The organism is Pseudocalidococcus azoricus BACA0444 (assembly GCF_031729055.1).
In the GTDB taxonomy this organism is placed as follows: domain Bacteria; phylum Cyanobacteriota; class Cyanobacteriia; order Thermosynechococcales; family Thermosynechococcaceae; genus Pseudocalidococcus; species Pseudocalidococcus azoricus.
The window spans coordinates 181479-195298 of the sequence record NZ_JAVMIP010000001.1 but is presented as its reverse complement, the minus strand read 5'-3'; the positions used below and the strand labels follow the sequence as shown (position 1 = coordinate 195298).

General features: G+C 50.5%; 13 protein-coding genes. 9 read left to right on the top strand and 4 right to left on the bottom strand.

What is annotated here, in order from left to right:
• Positions 1–7 precede the first annotated feature (7 nt).
• The 4 genes from ftsH to RIF25_RS00915 all read left to right on the top strand — a co-directional run bounded on the left by ftsH (position 8) and on the right by RIF25_RS00915 (position 5047).
• The gene (gene ftsH / locus RIF25_RS00930; protein WP_407682268.1) at positions 8–1912 is read left to right on the top strand and encodes an ATP-dependent zinc metalloprotease FtsH; all 1905 of its coding nucleotides are present in this window, start codon (positions 8–10) and stop codon (positions 1910–1912) included.
• A gap of 332 nt (positions 1913–2244) precedes the next feature.
• The gene (locus RIF25_RS00925) at positions 2245–3186 is read left to right on the top strand and encodes an AAA family ATPase (RefSeq protein WP_322876694.1); all 942 of its coding nucleotides are present in this window, start codon (positions 2245–2247) and stop codon (positions 3184–3186) included.
• A 29-nt stretch (positions 3187–3215) separates the two neighbouring features.
• Positions 3216–3470, top strand: a complete 255-nt coding sequence (locus RIF25_RS00920; RefSeq protein WP_322876693.1) for a hypothetical protein — start codon at positions 3216–3218, stop codon at positions 3468–3470.
• A 23-nt stretch (positions 3471–3493) separates the two neighbouring features.
• Positions 3494–5047, top strand: a complete 1554-nt coding sequence (locus RIF25_RS00915) for a DUF58 domain-containing protein (protein WP_322876692.1) — start codon at positions 3494–3496, stop codon at positions 5045–5047.
• A 15-nt stretch (positions 5048–5062) separates the two neighbouring features.
• On the opposite strand, the gene cysK is transcribed toward RIF25_RS00915, so the two are convergent.
• Together cysK and gloB are read right to left on the bottom strand one after the other, a co-directional pair.
• Positions 5063–6025 (bottom strand): cysteine synthase A, encoded by a 963-nt coding sequence (gene cysK / locus RIF25_RS00910; RefSeq protein ID WP_322876691.1) that lies wholly within the window; start codon positions 6023–6025, stop codon positions 5063–5065.
• 109 nt (positions 6026–6134) lie between these two features.
• Positions 6135–6923: a hydroxyacylglutathione hydrolase gene (gene gloB, locus RIF25_RS00905; protein ID WP_322876690.1), complete on the bottom strand. Its 789-nt coding sequence runs from the start codon at positions 6921–6923 to the stop codon at positions 6135–6137.
• 145 nt (positions 6924–7068) lie between these two features.
• Here gloB and RIF25_RS00900 point away from each other — a divergent pair, with 145 nt between their 5' ends.
• Positions 7069–8790, top strand: a complete 1722-nt coding sequence (locus tag RIF25_RS00900) for an Rqc2 family fibronectin-binding protein (RefSeq protein ID WP_322876689.1) — start codon at positions 7069–7071, stop codon at positions 8788–8790.
• A gap of 372 nt (positions 8791–9162) precedes the next feature.
• Positions 9163–9330, top strand: coding sequence for a hypothetical protein (locus RIF25_RS00895; protein ID WP_322876688.1), 168 nt, complete (start codon positions 9163–9165; stop codon positions 9328–9330).
• A gap of 27 nt (positions 9331–9357) precedes the next feature.
• On the opposite strand, the gene RIF25_RS00890 is transcribed toward RIF25_RS00895, so the two are convergent.
• Together RIF25_RS00890 and RIF25_RS00885 are read right to left on the bottom strand one after the other, a co-directional pair.
• The gene (locus RIF25_RS00890; protein WP_322876687.1) at positions 9358–10125 is read right to left on the bottom strand and encodes a class II glutamine amidotransferase; all 768 of its coding nucleotides are present in this window, start codon (positions 10123–10125) and stop codon (positions 9358–9360) included.
• A 52-nt stretch (positions 10126–10177) separates the two neighbouring features.
• The gene (locus RIF25_RS00885) at positions 10178–11092 is read right to left on the bottom strand and encodes an isoaspartyl peptidase/L-asparaginase (protein ID WP_322876686.1); all 915 of its coding nucleotides are present in this window, start codon (positions 11090–11092) and stop codon (positions 10178–10180) included.
• 185 nt (positions 11093–11277) lie between these two features.
• Here RIF25_RS00885 and RIF25_RS00880 point away from each other — a divergent pair, with 185 nt between their 5' ends.
• The 3 genes from RIF25_RS00880 (at position 11278) to RIF25_RS00870 (ending at position 13774) form a co-directional block, all read left to right on the top strand.
• Complete coding sequence (locus tag RIF25_RS00880; RefSeq protein ID WP_322876685.1) at positions 11278–11601, top strand: hypothetical protein; 324 nt, start codon at positions 11278–11280, stop codon at positions 11599–11601.
• Between the two features lie 162 nt (positions 11602–11763).
• Positions 11764–13293 carry a stress-responsive protein Ycf46 gene (gene ycf46, locus RIF25_RS00875; RefSeq protein ID WP_322876684.1) on the top strand — a complete coding sequence of 510 codons (1530 nt, stop codon included), beginning with the start codon at positions 11764–11766 and terminating at the stop codon, positions 13291–13293.
• 127 nt (positions 13294–13420) lie between these two features.
• Positions 13421–13774 carry a DUF1257 domain-containing protein gene (locus tag RIF25_RS00870; protein ID WP_322876683.1) on the top strand — a complete coding sequence of 118 codons (354 nt, stop codon included), beginning with the start codon at positions 13421–13423 and terminating at the stop codon, positions 13772–13774.
• Positions 13775–13820: the final 46 nt, after the last annotated feature.

Below are 13820 nucleotides of genomic sequence, written 5' to 3'. Positions count from 1 at the left end.
TACGCACGTGAAATCAGCAAGAACGCGTCATCAACGGTTGACAGGCTTTGGTTTAGGGAAACTCGCTCTGGTGGTAGCTCTGGGAATTATCAATGTCCCGGCTGCTTTGGCCCAGGCCCGGAGTAGTGAAGTTTCCTACAGCCAGTTTCTCCAGGATATTAAACAGGGCAAGGTCGCTAAAGTTGATATTTACCCCGAACAGAACCTGGCTAAGTTTCAGCTGAAAGGGCAAAAAGACTCTAATCCGCCTCAGGAAGTAGTCTTATTTGATCGCAACGTTGAACTGGTGGAACTCCTCCGCCGCTCAAAAGCCGATTTCACCATTGTCCCCACTAGTAGCGATAGTGCCGTCATTGGCTTGGTTTCTAATCTGATGCTGGGCTTTTTTCTTTTAGTTTTATTTCTACTGATCATGAGACGAACGGCTAATGCACCGGGGGGGCCGGGACAGATTCTCAACTTTGGGAAGTCCCGAGCCCGCTTTCAGATGGAAGCAGAGACAGGGGTGGGCTTTAACGATGTGGCCGGGATTGAAGAAGCCAAAGAAGAACTCCAAGAAGTGGTTACCTTTTTGAAAAAACCTGAAAAATTTACTGCAGTGGGGGCGCGGATTCCCAAGGGGGTGCTGCTGATTGGGCCGCCGGGAACTGGGAAAACTCTTCTCGCTAAAGCCATTGCCGGGGAAGCGGGAGTCCCCTTTTTCTCGATTTCTGGTTCGGAATTTGTGGAAATGTTTGTCGGAGTGGGGGCCTCGCGCGTACGGGATTTATTCAAAAAAGCGAAAGAAAGCGCGCCCTGCCTGGTGTTTATTGATGAAATTGACGCGGTTGGCCGGCAACGGGGAGCCGGGATTGGTGGGGGCAATGATGAGCGAGAGCAAACTCTGAATCAACTGCTGACAGAAATGGATGGCTTTGAAGGCAATACTGGCATTATTGTGATTGCCGCGACGAATCGCCCCGATGTCTTGGATTCTGCCCTCCTCCGGCCTGGCCGATTTGATCGCCAAGTCACCGTAGATTTACCCACCTTTAACGGCCGCCTCCAAATCTTAGACGTTCATGCCCGTGGCAAAAAGGTGGATGAGGACGTTTCCCTAGAAGTTGTGGCCCGACGTACCCCAGGGTTTTCCGGTGCGGAATTGGCGAATCTCTTGAATGAAGCGGCCATTCTCACGGCCCGGCGGCGTAAACCAGCCATCACCAATGTCGAAATTGAAGATGCCATTGACCGCGTTACCATTGGCATGACCTTAACCCCGCTTCTGAACAGCAAGAAAAAATGGTTGATTGCCTATCATGAGGTCGGGCACGCTTTGTTGATGACCCTTCTTAAACATACGGATCCCCTCAATAAAGTCACGATTATTCCCCGCTCCGGTGGTGTCGGTGGCTTTGCCCAACAGGTATTTGATGAGGAACGGGTCGATAGTGGTCTTTACAGCCGGGCCTGGTTATTAGATCAAATTACGATCCTGTTGGGAGGACGGGCTGCCGAGGTCGAGATTTTTGGCGAATCAGAAGTCACGATTGGCGCAAGTAGTGATTTACGGGCTGTGGCTAATTTGGCGCGGGAAATGGTAACCCGCTATGGAATGTCGGATTTAGGACATTTGGCCTTGGAAGCCCCAGGCCATGAGGTCTTTTTAGGCCGAGATTTAATGCCGCGCTCCGAATATTCGGAAGAAGTAGCTGTCCAAATCGATCGGCAAGTCCGGCAAATTGTCACCCATTGCTATGATGTGGCTCGCAAGTTGATCCGTGAACATCGCCAGGCCATGGATCGTCTAGTGGAACTCTTGTTGGAAAAAGAAACCATTGAAGGGGATGAATTTCGGAAACTAGTCCGTCAACATACAACCCTTCCAGTGAAGGAGCCAGCAGCTTTAGTGGTGGCAACATCGGCTAACTAGGGCAAATGGGGGATGTCGTTGGCTTGGATACAAAACCGTTATTTTCCCTGCATAGCGTAGATGTACCTCGTTGGGGTGGCTCCCTTTTCCAAGAAATTCCGCAAATCTTGCCTTTGGTGGCATATTTTTTAGTTTCTGGATTTTCTTTGGCATTTCCTCAAAATAAGCTAGCTATCTATTGCAACAGTTAAACCGTTGACTTAACCTAGGGTAAATCATGCCCAATGATATAACTCCACTGAAAGATAAATTTTCACTAGGATTTTGAGGCCCAGGGCCTTTGAATTGCTAGTCTGGGGAAGCACGGTTAAACCCCTACTGCGAGGCCTGGCTTGAATACCCTGTTTCAGAACCTAGAAACCAAACTGAGTCAGATTGTTGTCGGTCAAACCGGGATCATCCACGGTCTCTTAGTCGCTCTTTTGTCCGAGGGCCATGTCATTCTTGAAGGTGTCCCCGGAACCGCCAAAACCCTGCTGGTGAAGTTACTCTCTCGCTTGATAGCTGCGGATTTTCGCCGGATTCAACTCACCCCGGATGTTTTGCCGGCCGATGTCTTGGGAACTAGCATTTTTGACTTGAACAGCCGCACGTTTCGCCTCCGTAAAGGCCCCATTTTTACCCAAGTCCTCTTAGCCGATGAGATTAACCGTACCCCACCGAAGACCCAAGCAGCTCTCTTAGAAGCCATGGAGGAGCGGCAAGTTACCCTAGATGGTACGACTATTCCCCTGTCTCCCTTGTTCTGGACAGTGGCCACCCAAAACCCCTTGGAATTTGAAGGTACTTATCCCTTGCCCGAGGCCCAATTAGATCGCTTCCTGTTCAAGTTGGTTGTAGATTACCCCCCGGCCAGTGCTGAAAAACAAATGCTGGTCAATGCTCTGGGTGGCTTTGAAGCCCGGAATTTAGACCGATTGCCCCTGGAGCCAGTAATCACCGTTGAACAAGTCTTAGAAGCTCGCGCCCAGGCCCGGCAAGTCAAGGTTGAACCCCCCGTCCAAGATTATTTACTGGCTCTAATTCAAGGGAGTCGGCAACAGACCAATTTACTTTTAGGGGCATCTCCACGGGCGGCAGTCGGTTGGTTAAGGGCGGCTCAATCCCAGGCCTGGTTGGATGGTCGTGATTTTGTTACCCCCGATGACATTAAAGCCCTAGCTCAACCCCTGCTCCAACATCGGCTGATTCTCCGGCCAGAAGCACAACTGGATGGGACAACCCTAGACCAAGTGATTACGGCTTTACTCAATCGGATTACGGTTCCGCGTTAGATTAGACACAGCTTATGAGGTAACAGTCAATGAGTGAACAAGAATTTCAAAGTAAGGTTTTAACGCAACTGGAACGCATTGAGCAGCGGATGGATACCCTAGAAACCCGTCTAGAAACGATTGATAGTGATGTAAAAAAGTCGAATCAACGCTTAGATAATCTGTTGGGGAGTTTAACCACGGCCTTAGTTGCGACTGTAATTTCTGCCAGTTTACTTATTTTAGCCCGCAATGCCTTTGAGTTTTGGGTAGCCTATCATCCACCAATGGTCTCTGGTTCTTAACAGCAATTCATTAGCAACGCCCCATGATCAGAACTGTCGCCCCTCCACCAAAGTCCGCACCAAAACCTCCATCTGCACCGCCTACATCCCCCGGATTAAGCCACTACTCAGCCTGGGTTCCCACTACACGGTTCTATGTTTACTTGGGGTTAGGGTTAGTAATTCCAGTCATCATCTCACTCCTGCCCGGCCCTGATGCCCCCCCTCGCCCCGGCCAAGATTTAGTCACGGATATTTTGTGGTTTTTGGTGGGGGATTGGCGGAATTTATTGGGGTTAGGCTTACTAATTGTTTATAACTTAGGATTGTTAGGCCTGGGGATTTGGGATTTTCGGCGTGGCCTGGGCTGGCAGATTGAGATTATCCGGGCCTGTGAACCACGTTTATCTATCGGTCGCAATAATCCAATTACCTTAACGGTGACTGTCCACCGCACGCCGATCAAAACATCACAAACTGTTGCTGTCTTAGTTGATCATTTGCCCCTGGGATTAGAACCCCAAAACCAATTTTTTGATCCAGGCCTGGCTGATTTCCAACCCAATCCTAATGACCATCAGTTTCAAGTTCTCCTCAAGGCTGATCAACAAACTCGGTTAACCTATAGCGTTTTTCCGGCTAGACGGGGTGAATTTACTTGGCCAGGCCTGGTGGTGCGAATAAAAAGTCCTTGGGGCCTGGCCTGGTGGCATCGCCTGATTCCGATCACTACCAAAGTTGACGTTTATCCCGATTTAATTGGCCTGCGGGCCTTATCAGTGCGTTTAAGCCTCGAGGCCAGTGGTAGTTTACGGCGGCGGCGACATTCCCTAGGCGGAACAGAATTTGCTGAGTTACGGGATTACTACCTTGGCGATGATTTACGGATGATGGACTGGAAAGCTACAGCCCGTCGCGGCCGTCCCTTAGTCCGGGTTATGGAGCCAGAACGGGATCAACCCCTGATTATTTTGCTAGATCGCGGCCGTCTAATGACTGCCCAAGTGGCTGGGTTAAAACGTTTTGACTGGGCCCTAAATGCAGCTTTGGCTTTGGCGATGACGGGTTTGCGGCGGGGAGATCGGGTCGGGTTGGCCGTCTTTGATCAAGGTCTCTATCGCTGGATTGCCCCCCAGGCCGGGGATTCCCACCTAGGACAAATCTTGGCCCAAATTTATAATGTTGAACCCGTGATGAAGGAATCGGATTACATCGGCACTGTGAGTACACTCTTAGGGCAATACACCCGCCGGGCCTTGGTTGTGATGTTGACAGAAATCATTGATCAAACCGCATCGGGAGAACTCTTGGCCGCGATGACCCGCCTCACCCCTAGATTTTTACCCTTTTGTGTCACCTTTCGAGATCCCTTGGTTGATCGCCTCTCTCATCAATCCCTCAGAGACAAAATTGAGCCGTCCCCCACTTTAGATTTGCTCTATGACCAGGCCGTGGCCCTTGATTTACTCCACCAACGCCAGCGAGCCTTTGCCAAAGTGAAACAGCAAGGAGTGCTTGTCCTCGATGCCCCGGCCCCCCAACTCAGTGAAGCTCTGGTGGATCAATATTTGTTACTCAAAGCGCGCGGTCGTCTCTAGGTCAGATTGACAGCATTAAAGGGGCAAAAGTGAGGGCAAAGGTTCGGCATCTTGGAACAGGGGAGTACTTAAGTAGCGTTCGCCAAAACTCGGCTGCACCATGACGATCAATTTGCCAGCATTTTCCGGGCGTTTTCCGACTTGAATCGCGGCATAGAGGGCAGCCCCGGAGGAAATTCCAGAGAGGAGTCCTTCTTCCCGAGCCAGTCGCCGTCCAAAATGAATCGCCTGGTCATCGCTAACTTGAATTACCTCATCAATCAGTTCCGTTTGCAAAATGGGGGGAATAAAGCCCGCGCCAATGCCTTGAATTTTATGGGGGCCGGGGCGACCGCCGGAGAGAACGGGACTATTGGCCGGTTCAACTGCAATGGCCTGGAAAGAGGGCTTACGGGCTTTAAGGGCACTGGCCACGCCGGTAATGGTTCCCCCTGTTCCCACCCCTGAGATGAGAATATCCACTTGCCCATCGGTATCTTGCCAAATTTCTTCAGCAGTCGTTTCACGGTGAATTTTTGGGTTGGCGGGATTACTAAACTGTTGCAACATAAAGGCATCGGGAATGGAGTCCACAATTTTCTGGGCCCGTTGAATACAGCCACTCATCCCTTCAATACCGGGGGTTAATTCTAGTTCCGCCCCATAGGCCCGCAACATTGCCCGCCGTTCCGAACTCATGGTTTCTGGCATCGTCAAAATCAGGCGATATCCCTTGGCTGCGGCCACCATCGAGAGGGCAATGCCTGTATTTCCTGAGGTGGGTTCAACGAGAACAGTCTTACCGGGGGTAATTTTCCCTTGGGCTTCAGCTTCCAAAATCATGCTAATGCCAATCCGATCCTTAACTGAGGCGGCCGGATTCATACTTTCCAGCTTGACGACAATTCTGGCTTGACAGCCCTCGGCCTGGGGAATGCGATTCAGTTGAACGAGGGGAGTGCGGCCAATCAGGGCAGTAATATCGGAAGCAATGTTCATGGGGGATTCTCTTTGGGTAAGGAACAGGCCGGAAGACCCTACATCAGTCATCTTCATACAAAACCATGGCCGGGTGGGAGATTTTGGGCCAGGCTGAAGGCGATGGGGGTTAGTACTGATCGCGCATTCCTCGTAAGCGGGTAAAGGTTTGCAGGCTAGAGGTGGCTTTAACAGCTTGTTGGAGTTCCAGTTGTTCACAGCGGAGGAAGGGATTAGTTTGTTTCTCCAGGCCTAGGGTAGTTGGAATGGTGGCTTCTTGGTGTTGACGGGCAAGGTGGGTGGTGCGATGGCGGTCTTGCAAACTGGCATTATTGGGATCTACGGTGAGGGCAAATTGAATATTTTTGAGAGTATATTCATGGGCGCACCACACTCGCGTTTGATCTGGCAATTCGCGGATGCGTTGGAGTGAGTCCCAGAGTTGGGCCGGGGTTCCTTCCTTCAGCCGGCCACAGCCACAACCAAAAAGGGTATCTCCGCAAAATAATTCCCCTGGTTGATTGGCCTGGGGGAGCACATAATAGGCTAAATGACCGGATGTATGGCCGGGTACGGCAAGCACTTCTATGGCCTGGCCGCCAAACTCAAGAATTTCTCCCCCCTCTAAAAAAACAGTTTGGCCTGGAATCCGGCCCCGATCCACTGCTGAACCGAAGATTTTGACCCGGGGATAACGCGCTTGCAGGCCGGAAATGCCATCAATATGATCCCAGTGGTGATGGGTGATGAAGAGGTGGGTTAACTGGGCCTGGAGGTGCTGGAGCTTGTCAAGAACGGGTTGGCTATCCCCTGGATCAATGACGGCGGCGGTTTGATTGAGCGGATCATGCCAGAGAAAGACATAGTTATCCCGGAAGATGGGCAAGCGATAAATCGTTAGGGCCTGGGGGGATTGCACAGGGGAGTCTCAAAAACCATACATAGGGTCAATGAAGATTCTAACGAGAGTCATCCAGGCCAAGATGAACAACAATGATCAAGGGTGGTGAATTTGTCGAGGTTCTGCGGATAATTAGAGGAGTCGCGCCCTGGGGAAATGACTCATGCAGCCTGTCGATGTGACAACCCTGATCGCGGTTTCCCAAGAATTAACTAAAAAATGGCTCCCGGCCCGTTTGGAATTGGTTTATCAATTAGATCGCCATACCCTTGCCCTCGGCCTACGGACATTAGACCAAAAAGGCTGGTTGACAATTTCTTGGCATCCCCAGGCCGCCCGTATTCATCTTGGCTCACCTCCCCCCCGGCAACCGGATACCTTTACCTTTAGTCAACAGTTACAGCACCAACTCACGGGCCTGGCTTTAATTCAACTGGTGGCAATTGACCCTTGGGAACGGGTTTTAGATTTACAGTTTGCCCGCCGACCCGGAGATGATCCCCTCTGGCATCTGTATTTAGAGATTATGGGGAAATATAGCAACGTGGTCTTAGTCAATCACGCTGGGGAAATTGTCACCGCTGCCCATCAGGTCAGTTCCCAACAGTCCCGGCTCCGTCCCATCCAAACCGGCCAACCCTACCAGGCCCCGCCCCCCTTAACCACAGCCATTCCGACTCTGACAGAATCGTTTCAGCAATGGCAAAACCGCCTCAGTTTAGTTCCTGGGGCCATTGATAAACTACTGCTCACCTGTTACCGCGGTTTAAGTTCTGCCTTGGTGCGCCAACTCCTAGACCAGGCCCAATGTCCCGCTAACTTAAATACGGATCACCTCTCATCGGATCAATGGCAACGTCTTTTTGCTGCTTGGCAGGCCTGGCTCAACATTTTGGAGTCGGGGGCCTGGTCACCGGGATGGCGAGAGGTGGGCTATAGCGTTTTGGGCTGGGGCCTGAGGGAGAAAACTGCTAGTATTTCAGAATTATTAGCAACCTACTATGGCGAATATCTCCAACTCCAGGCCTGGCAACATCTCCGGCAACACCTCCAGCAAAAACTCCAACATCTTTTGGGTAAACTCCAGGAAAAGGCCAGGGATTTTCAAACCCGTCTAGGCACAGCCGCCCAGGCCCAGACCTATCTCCACCAGGCCAATCTCCTCAATACCTATCGGCATCAATGGCAACCGGGCTTAACAACCTTGACCGTGACGGACTTTGAAACCAACCAACCCCTGACGATTCCCCTCGATCCCGAACGACACATCAGTGATAACGTGGAATCTCTTTATAAACGCTATAAAAAACTGAAGCGGGCCGAGGAGAGTATTCAACCCCTATTACAATCAACGGAGCAAGAGATCGCCTATTTAGCCCAGGTTGCCGCCGCCGTGGCCCAGTGTGATAGCTACCGCGATACGACTGATTTAGAAACCCTTGAAGAAATTCGCGACGAACTGATTGAACAAAAGTATTTATCGCCCCCAGACTATCGCCGCTCCGTTAAGCCTGGCCTGGATTTTCTCCGATTTACAACGCCTAGTGGTTGGGATGTGCTCATCGGTCGGAATAATCGCCAAAATGATCACCTCACGTTTCGCCTAGCCAGCCCCTACGATTTGTGGTTCCATACTCAGGAAATTCCCGGCAGCCATGTTCTGTTACGCCTCGAGGCCGGCATGCAGCCCAGTGATAAGGATTTACAATATGTGGCCAATCTGGCCGCCTATTACAGCCAGGCCCGTCACACCAGTCAAGTTCCCGTTGTTTATACAGACCCCAAGCACGTTTACAAACCCAAGGGCATGCCCCCCGGCCTGGTGATTTATAAACAGGAAACGATCCTGTGGGCTTACCCCAGTCACGTGATATTCACTCACTAAGTTATAAATTTATTTAAGTTTCTTGAAGTTTCTTGAAGTTTCTTTGCGTTTCTTAAGGCTGCTTGAATCCACCTTGGCCATTGCCAGAGCCAGCCACTATAGTTAGGCATGTCTAAAATTTGGCCTTTCCTGAATTCGGGTGGCTTTTTCAGGCTCTCGGATAATACAATCCTCTCTCACTGTTCCTCACAATCCGGCCAAGCCCATTGCCTCAGCTAAAACCCACTTCAGTTAACTGACAGTTTATTGATTAAGTTGTCGAGATTGTAGATTTTAAGTTTTACTCCTGGCCTGGGCCGTCCCGCTCTGATTTATTTTGTTTTTGATAGTTCTCTGAAGTTAGACCCGTGTTTTTTTGGAGGAATGTCTCTCATGTTGCGCTTTATCACTCACCATTGGCAAACCGTTGGATTTTGGCTGATTTTTTACAGTGTCCTAGCAGTATCCCTCAGCTTTTTTACCCATACACAACTGGATATTATGCAAAATCGTGGCCATGATTCCCAACCATTCCGAGCCATCCCCCGTCTTGGATTTTAAGAAATTGGCAGGATTAGTTAATACACCTCAGGCCTGGGGACTTCCATCTCGAAACGCCAGCAGTTGGCCAGGCTCCATTTTTGTCCAGGTTTCATCATCGGTGAGGGGGGTTGTGGCAATGACCGCGACCCGATCCTGAGGGCGAGTCAATTCCCGAAAATCCACAGTCAAATCAGCATCAATCAAATGGGCTGCCCGGAATGGAGCTGCTCGCACCACATAACTGAGTTGGGTGGAACAATAGGCCCAGAAATCATCCCCATCAGAAAGTAAGTAATTAAAGGGGCCAAAGGGAGCGAGTTGGGCCGTCATCGCTTGTAAGGCTGCATTTAACTGCCCCAGGCCTGGTTTACCCTCAGGGAAATTTTTCTGTAAGAATTCCAGAATCAAACAAAATGCCAATTCACTATCGGTCTCGCCAATGGGTTGAAACAGGGGGCCAGGTTTTAAGGAACATCCTTCTAAATTGCCATTATGAGCAAAAACCCAATAACGACCCCAGAGTGGGCGGCGGAACGGATGACAATTTTCTAAGGCAATCGCCCCTTGAGTGGCTTTCCGAATATGGGCAATCACATGGGTGGAATGAATCGGGTAACGCTGTACCAAGGCGGCAATGGGAGAGGTGATCGCAGGTTGCTCATCCACAAATAAACGACAGCCGCGCCCCTCAAAAAAGGCAATCCCCCAGCCGTCGCGATGTTCATCGGTTTGACCCCCTCGGGCCGCAAAGCCTTGAAATGAAAAGCAAATATCGGTCGGAACATTACAGTTCATGCCTAAAAGCTGGCACATGGCAATCCAGAAGCTAAATTCTCAGCATGATGACATCATGACCCAATTCTAACTAAGTCGTTTGCACCCCCCCCGGTAACTCTAAGGTGTCATCAATTTTGCTGCCATCATGATAAGCCGCCAACAGGACATCACAGGTTTTCCCCCAGGCCAAGTTACCTGTCCGATCAATCCCAATCGCACCAAAATCTCGGTTCCGGGAGGCTGCCTCTTGAAAGGATTTTTGAAACGCACCTGATAACTGCATCCCATCTGTCACCCGCACCACAATCCGGGCCGCCAAACATTCATCAATAATGTCCTCACCAATTCCAGTACAACTCACCGCCGCAAACTCGTTGGCATAATTTCCCGCTGGCATGGCTGAATCACTCACTCGCCCAATCCGCTCAAAGCCTTTCCCACCCGTTGAAGTTGCCACCGCTAACTGACCCTGCTGATCCAAGACCACTACTCCAATCGTGCCCCGGCCAGGTTCTGCCACCACATTGGCCATAGTCCGCTCAAAATTCCCCGCCCGTTCCGCGACCCATTCGTTTAAGCGCAAATCCGTCATCGGGTTATAAATCGGGATATGCAGTTCTCTCGCCAATTCTGCCGCCCCCACATCGGACAAGACCCGATCATCCTCAGATTGCAAGAACTCAGCCAAATCAATCGGATTTTTCAGGCGCGAGACATTGATTACCCCACTCAAGCGTTGCCGGGTCCCATCCATCAGCGCGGCACTCATCCGAATTTGCCCATCGGACTGCAATACCGAGCCTGTACCCGCATTAAACCGGGGTCGATCCTCCAAGAGCCGACAGCCAAACACCGCCGCCGAAATCGCCTGTTCCCCGGCCTGGAGACGGGCATAAATTTGATAAACAATCCCGCGCAGATCTTCCCGCACAGATTCCAAGCCGCCTTTATCCTGTAACGAACTACCGGCCCCACCGTGGATGATTAGTTTTGGCTGTACCACAATGCCCTCACTTGGTTGCGTCTCTTTAGATTTCTTCGCTTTTCGATTATCCCAGGCCAAGATGAACAAAGTTTTGTAACGATTTGCAACAATATTGCCGTTTTGCCGCCGATTTTCCTTGACACCCTCAGGAACTCCTGTCTAAACTGGCATCCATAGCTCGGGGACATTACAACTGGTTCTTTATGGAAGACAAGCAAAAAGCCACGTTATACCTTTCGTCCGACTTGCACAAGCAGTTAAAAATCACTGCGGCCGTCCAGCAGGAAAATATGTCTGATTTGGCAGAACGGGCCATTAGCTTTTATCTGTGTCATCCCGAGGTTGTGGCTGAAGTCGAAGCTCAGGAATTTGGGGCGACCCATCGAGTTTATGCTTGTCCTGAATGTGCTACGGCTGTTGTGATGCGTGGTGATCAATTGGTTTCCCTAATCAATCAACCCACTGTTCTCGATGATGCTCATTTGACTGTTCCCGCCTTGCAAAATGAACTCGTGGCGGCCCGTTAGGTCATACAGGCCCAAACCACAGCAGATTTTTAGTTATGGTTCCTTGAATTTCTGTAATTTCTCGTTCAGTTGAGTGGCGGGAGGGGGTTTCCCCATTTAATTTCTCGTTCAAAGTATTGCGTTTGTCCTTTCGTGGCCTGCTAACAGGGGGTGATTTTCAAAATGCGTGAAGAACTGAGCATCCTGATCCAGGCCCAGTACCCTTTGATCTATCTGCTGACATCAGAAGAAGAACGGGCCGAACAAGCCATTGCCGAAATTGCTCACCTTTCCGATCAACCCCATCGTCACCACCGCAAAGTCTATATCTGGACGGTCACCCACGGTGTCGTTGAATATGGCCAGCCCCGCAACGTCAGTCATCACAACACCGTCTCCCCAGAAGCCGCCATTCAATGGGTTGTCCATCAACGGGAACCGGGAATCTATGTCTTCAAGGATATTCACCCCTTCATTGACTCGCCCCCAGTGACTCGCTCCCTCAGAGATGCTGTAGCCAGTTTCAAAGGGACTCAAAAAACCCTCATCCTCATGTCTCCCGAAGCGGCTCAACGCATTCCAGTAGAGCTAGAAAAAGAAATTGCCGTTGTGGATTATCCCCTTCCCAGCATTACAGATTTAGATGGTATTCTCGAATCCCAATTAGACGGAACCAAGCCGAAAAAACTCCAGGCTGAAACACGGGAAAAGCTGGTTAAAGCAGCCCTAGGATTAACTCTTGATGAAGCCCAAAAAGTCTATCGAAAAGCCAAAGTTACTGCCGGCCGCCTGACCGAAGCTGAAGTTGAAATCGTTCTCTCTGAGAAAAAGCAACTGATCCGCCGCAACGGGATTTTGGAATATATCGAAGTGGATGAAACCATTGATTCGGTTGGTGGTTTAGAGGAAATGAAGGTTTGGCTCCAACAACGGTCTAATGCTTTCTCGGAAAAAGCCCGGGACTATGGCCTGCCCCAGCCAAAAGGGATGTTGATTTTGGGGGTTCCCGGTTGCGGAAAATCCTTGATTGCCAAAACCACCTCCCGCCTTTGGGGCTTGCCTTTGTTGCGCTTAGATATGGGCCGGGTCTATGACGGATCGATGGTCGGTCGCTCGGAAGCTAATCTTCGCAATGCCCTGAAAACGGCTGAGTCCATTTCTCCGGCAATCTTGTTTATTGACGAGATGGATAAAGCCTTTGCGGGGGGGGCTGGGTCAGCGGATTCTGATGGTGGCACATCGAGTCGGATTTTTGGCTCCTTCCTGACTTGGATGCAGGAAAAAAATTCCCCCGTCTTTGTCCTGGCCACCGCTAACCGTGTGGAAAAATTGCCCGGTGAATTTTTGCGGAAAGGCCGGTTTGATGAAATTTTCTTTGTTGATTTACCCAACGCCGAAGAACGCCAGGATATTTTTCGGATTCATCTGTCTAAACGGCGACGGGACATTGATCGATTTGATTTGGAACAGTTGGCCCAGGTGTGCGATGGCTTTTCAGGAGCCGAAATTGAACAGGCCATTGTGGCAGCGATGTATGAGGCCTTTGCCCAGGGGCGGGAATTTACCCAACTCGACATTATTGCCACCAGCCGCGCCACCCAACCCCTGTCCAAAACCATGCAGGAACAGGTCACGGCCCTCCGAGATTGGGCCCGACAACGAGCGCGACCGGCTGCAGCTTCCGTGGCGGAATATCAACGCCTGGAGTTCTAAAAAGCTTGCTTCTGTTACGTGACGGAAGAAAGACCCCACCGTAAGGGTTTGTCCAACATAAATTACGGTCATTCAGTCCCAATGATGTTTGTCTTGTATTTTTGTCTCAATCTGGAGGAATTTCCCCATGTCTCACTTCAGCACCTTACGCACCAAAATCACCGATGCCGAAATCCTCAAGTCTTCTTTACGGGATTTAGGGATTGCTGTGAAAACTGAAGCCGATGTGCGCGGGTACAACGGTCAACGGGTGCGCTCTGATATCGTGGCTGTCTTGGACGGCGAATACGATCTCGGTTGGTCTCGCAATGCTGATGGTAGCTTTGACTTGATCGCTGATCTTTGGGGTGTGGCTAAAAAGCACAACCAAACTGAGTTGATCAACTCCATCAATCAGAAGTATGCGATCAACAAAACCTTAGCCGAAGTCAAACGGCCTGGCCTGCAAAACGCCAACGTTAAATTGGTCGTTCACGGCTAAATTATCCTTCCTCGTCAAGCGTTTCCCAAATGATGCGGGCTGGCTC

Excerpts from the sequence above, each read along its gene's own strand:
- RIF25_RS00920 (WP_322876693.1), top strand. The coding sequence starts at position 3,216 with ATGAGTGAACAAGAATTTCAAAGTAAGGTTTTAACGCAACTGGAACGC.
- RIF25_RS00915 (WP_322876692.1), top strand. The coding sequence starts at position 3,494 with ATGATCAGAACTGTCGCCCCTCCACCAAAGTCCGCACCAAAACCTCCA.
- cysK (WP_322876691.1), bottom strand. The coding sequence starts at position 6,025 with ATGAACATTGCTTCCGATATTACTGCCCTGATTGGCCGCACTCCCCTC.
- RIF25_RS00900 (WP_322876689.1), top strand. The coding sequence starts at position 7,069 with ATGCAGCCTGTCGATGTGACAACCCTGATCGCGGTTTCCCAAGAATTA.
- RIF25_RS00895 (WP_322876688.1), top strand. The coding sequence starts at position 9,163 with ATGTTGCGCTTTATCACTCACCATTGGCAAACCGTTGGATTTTGGCTG.
- RIF25_RS00890 (WP_322876687.1), bottom strand. The coding sequence starts at position 10,125 with ATGTGCCAGCTTTTAGGCATGAACTGTAATGTTCCGACCGATATTTGC.
- RIF25_RS00880 (WP_322876685.1), top strand. The coding sequence starts at position 11,278 with ATGGAAGACAAGCAAAAAGCCACGTTATACCTTTCGTCCGACTTGCAC.
- ycf46 (WP_322876684.1), top strand. The coding sequence starts at position 11,764 with ATGCGTGAAGAACTGAGCATCCTGATCCAGGCCCAGTACCCTTTGATC.
- RIF25_RS00870 (WP_322876683.1), top strand. The coding sequence starts at position 13,421 with ATGTCTCACTTCAGCACCTTACGCACCAAAATCACCGATGCCGAAATC.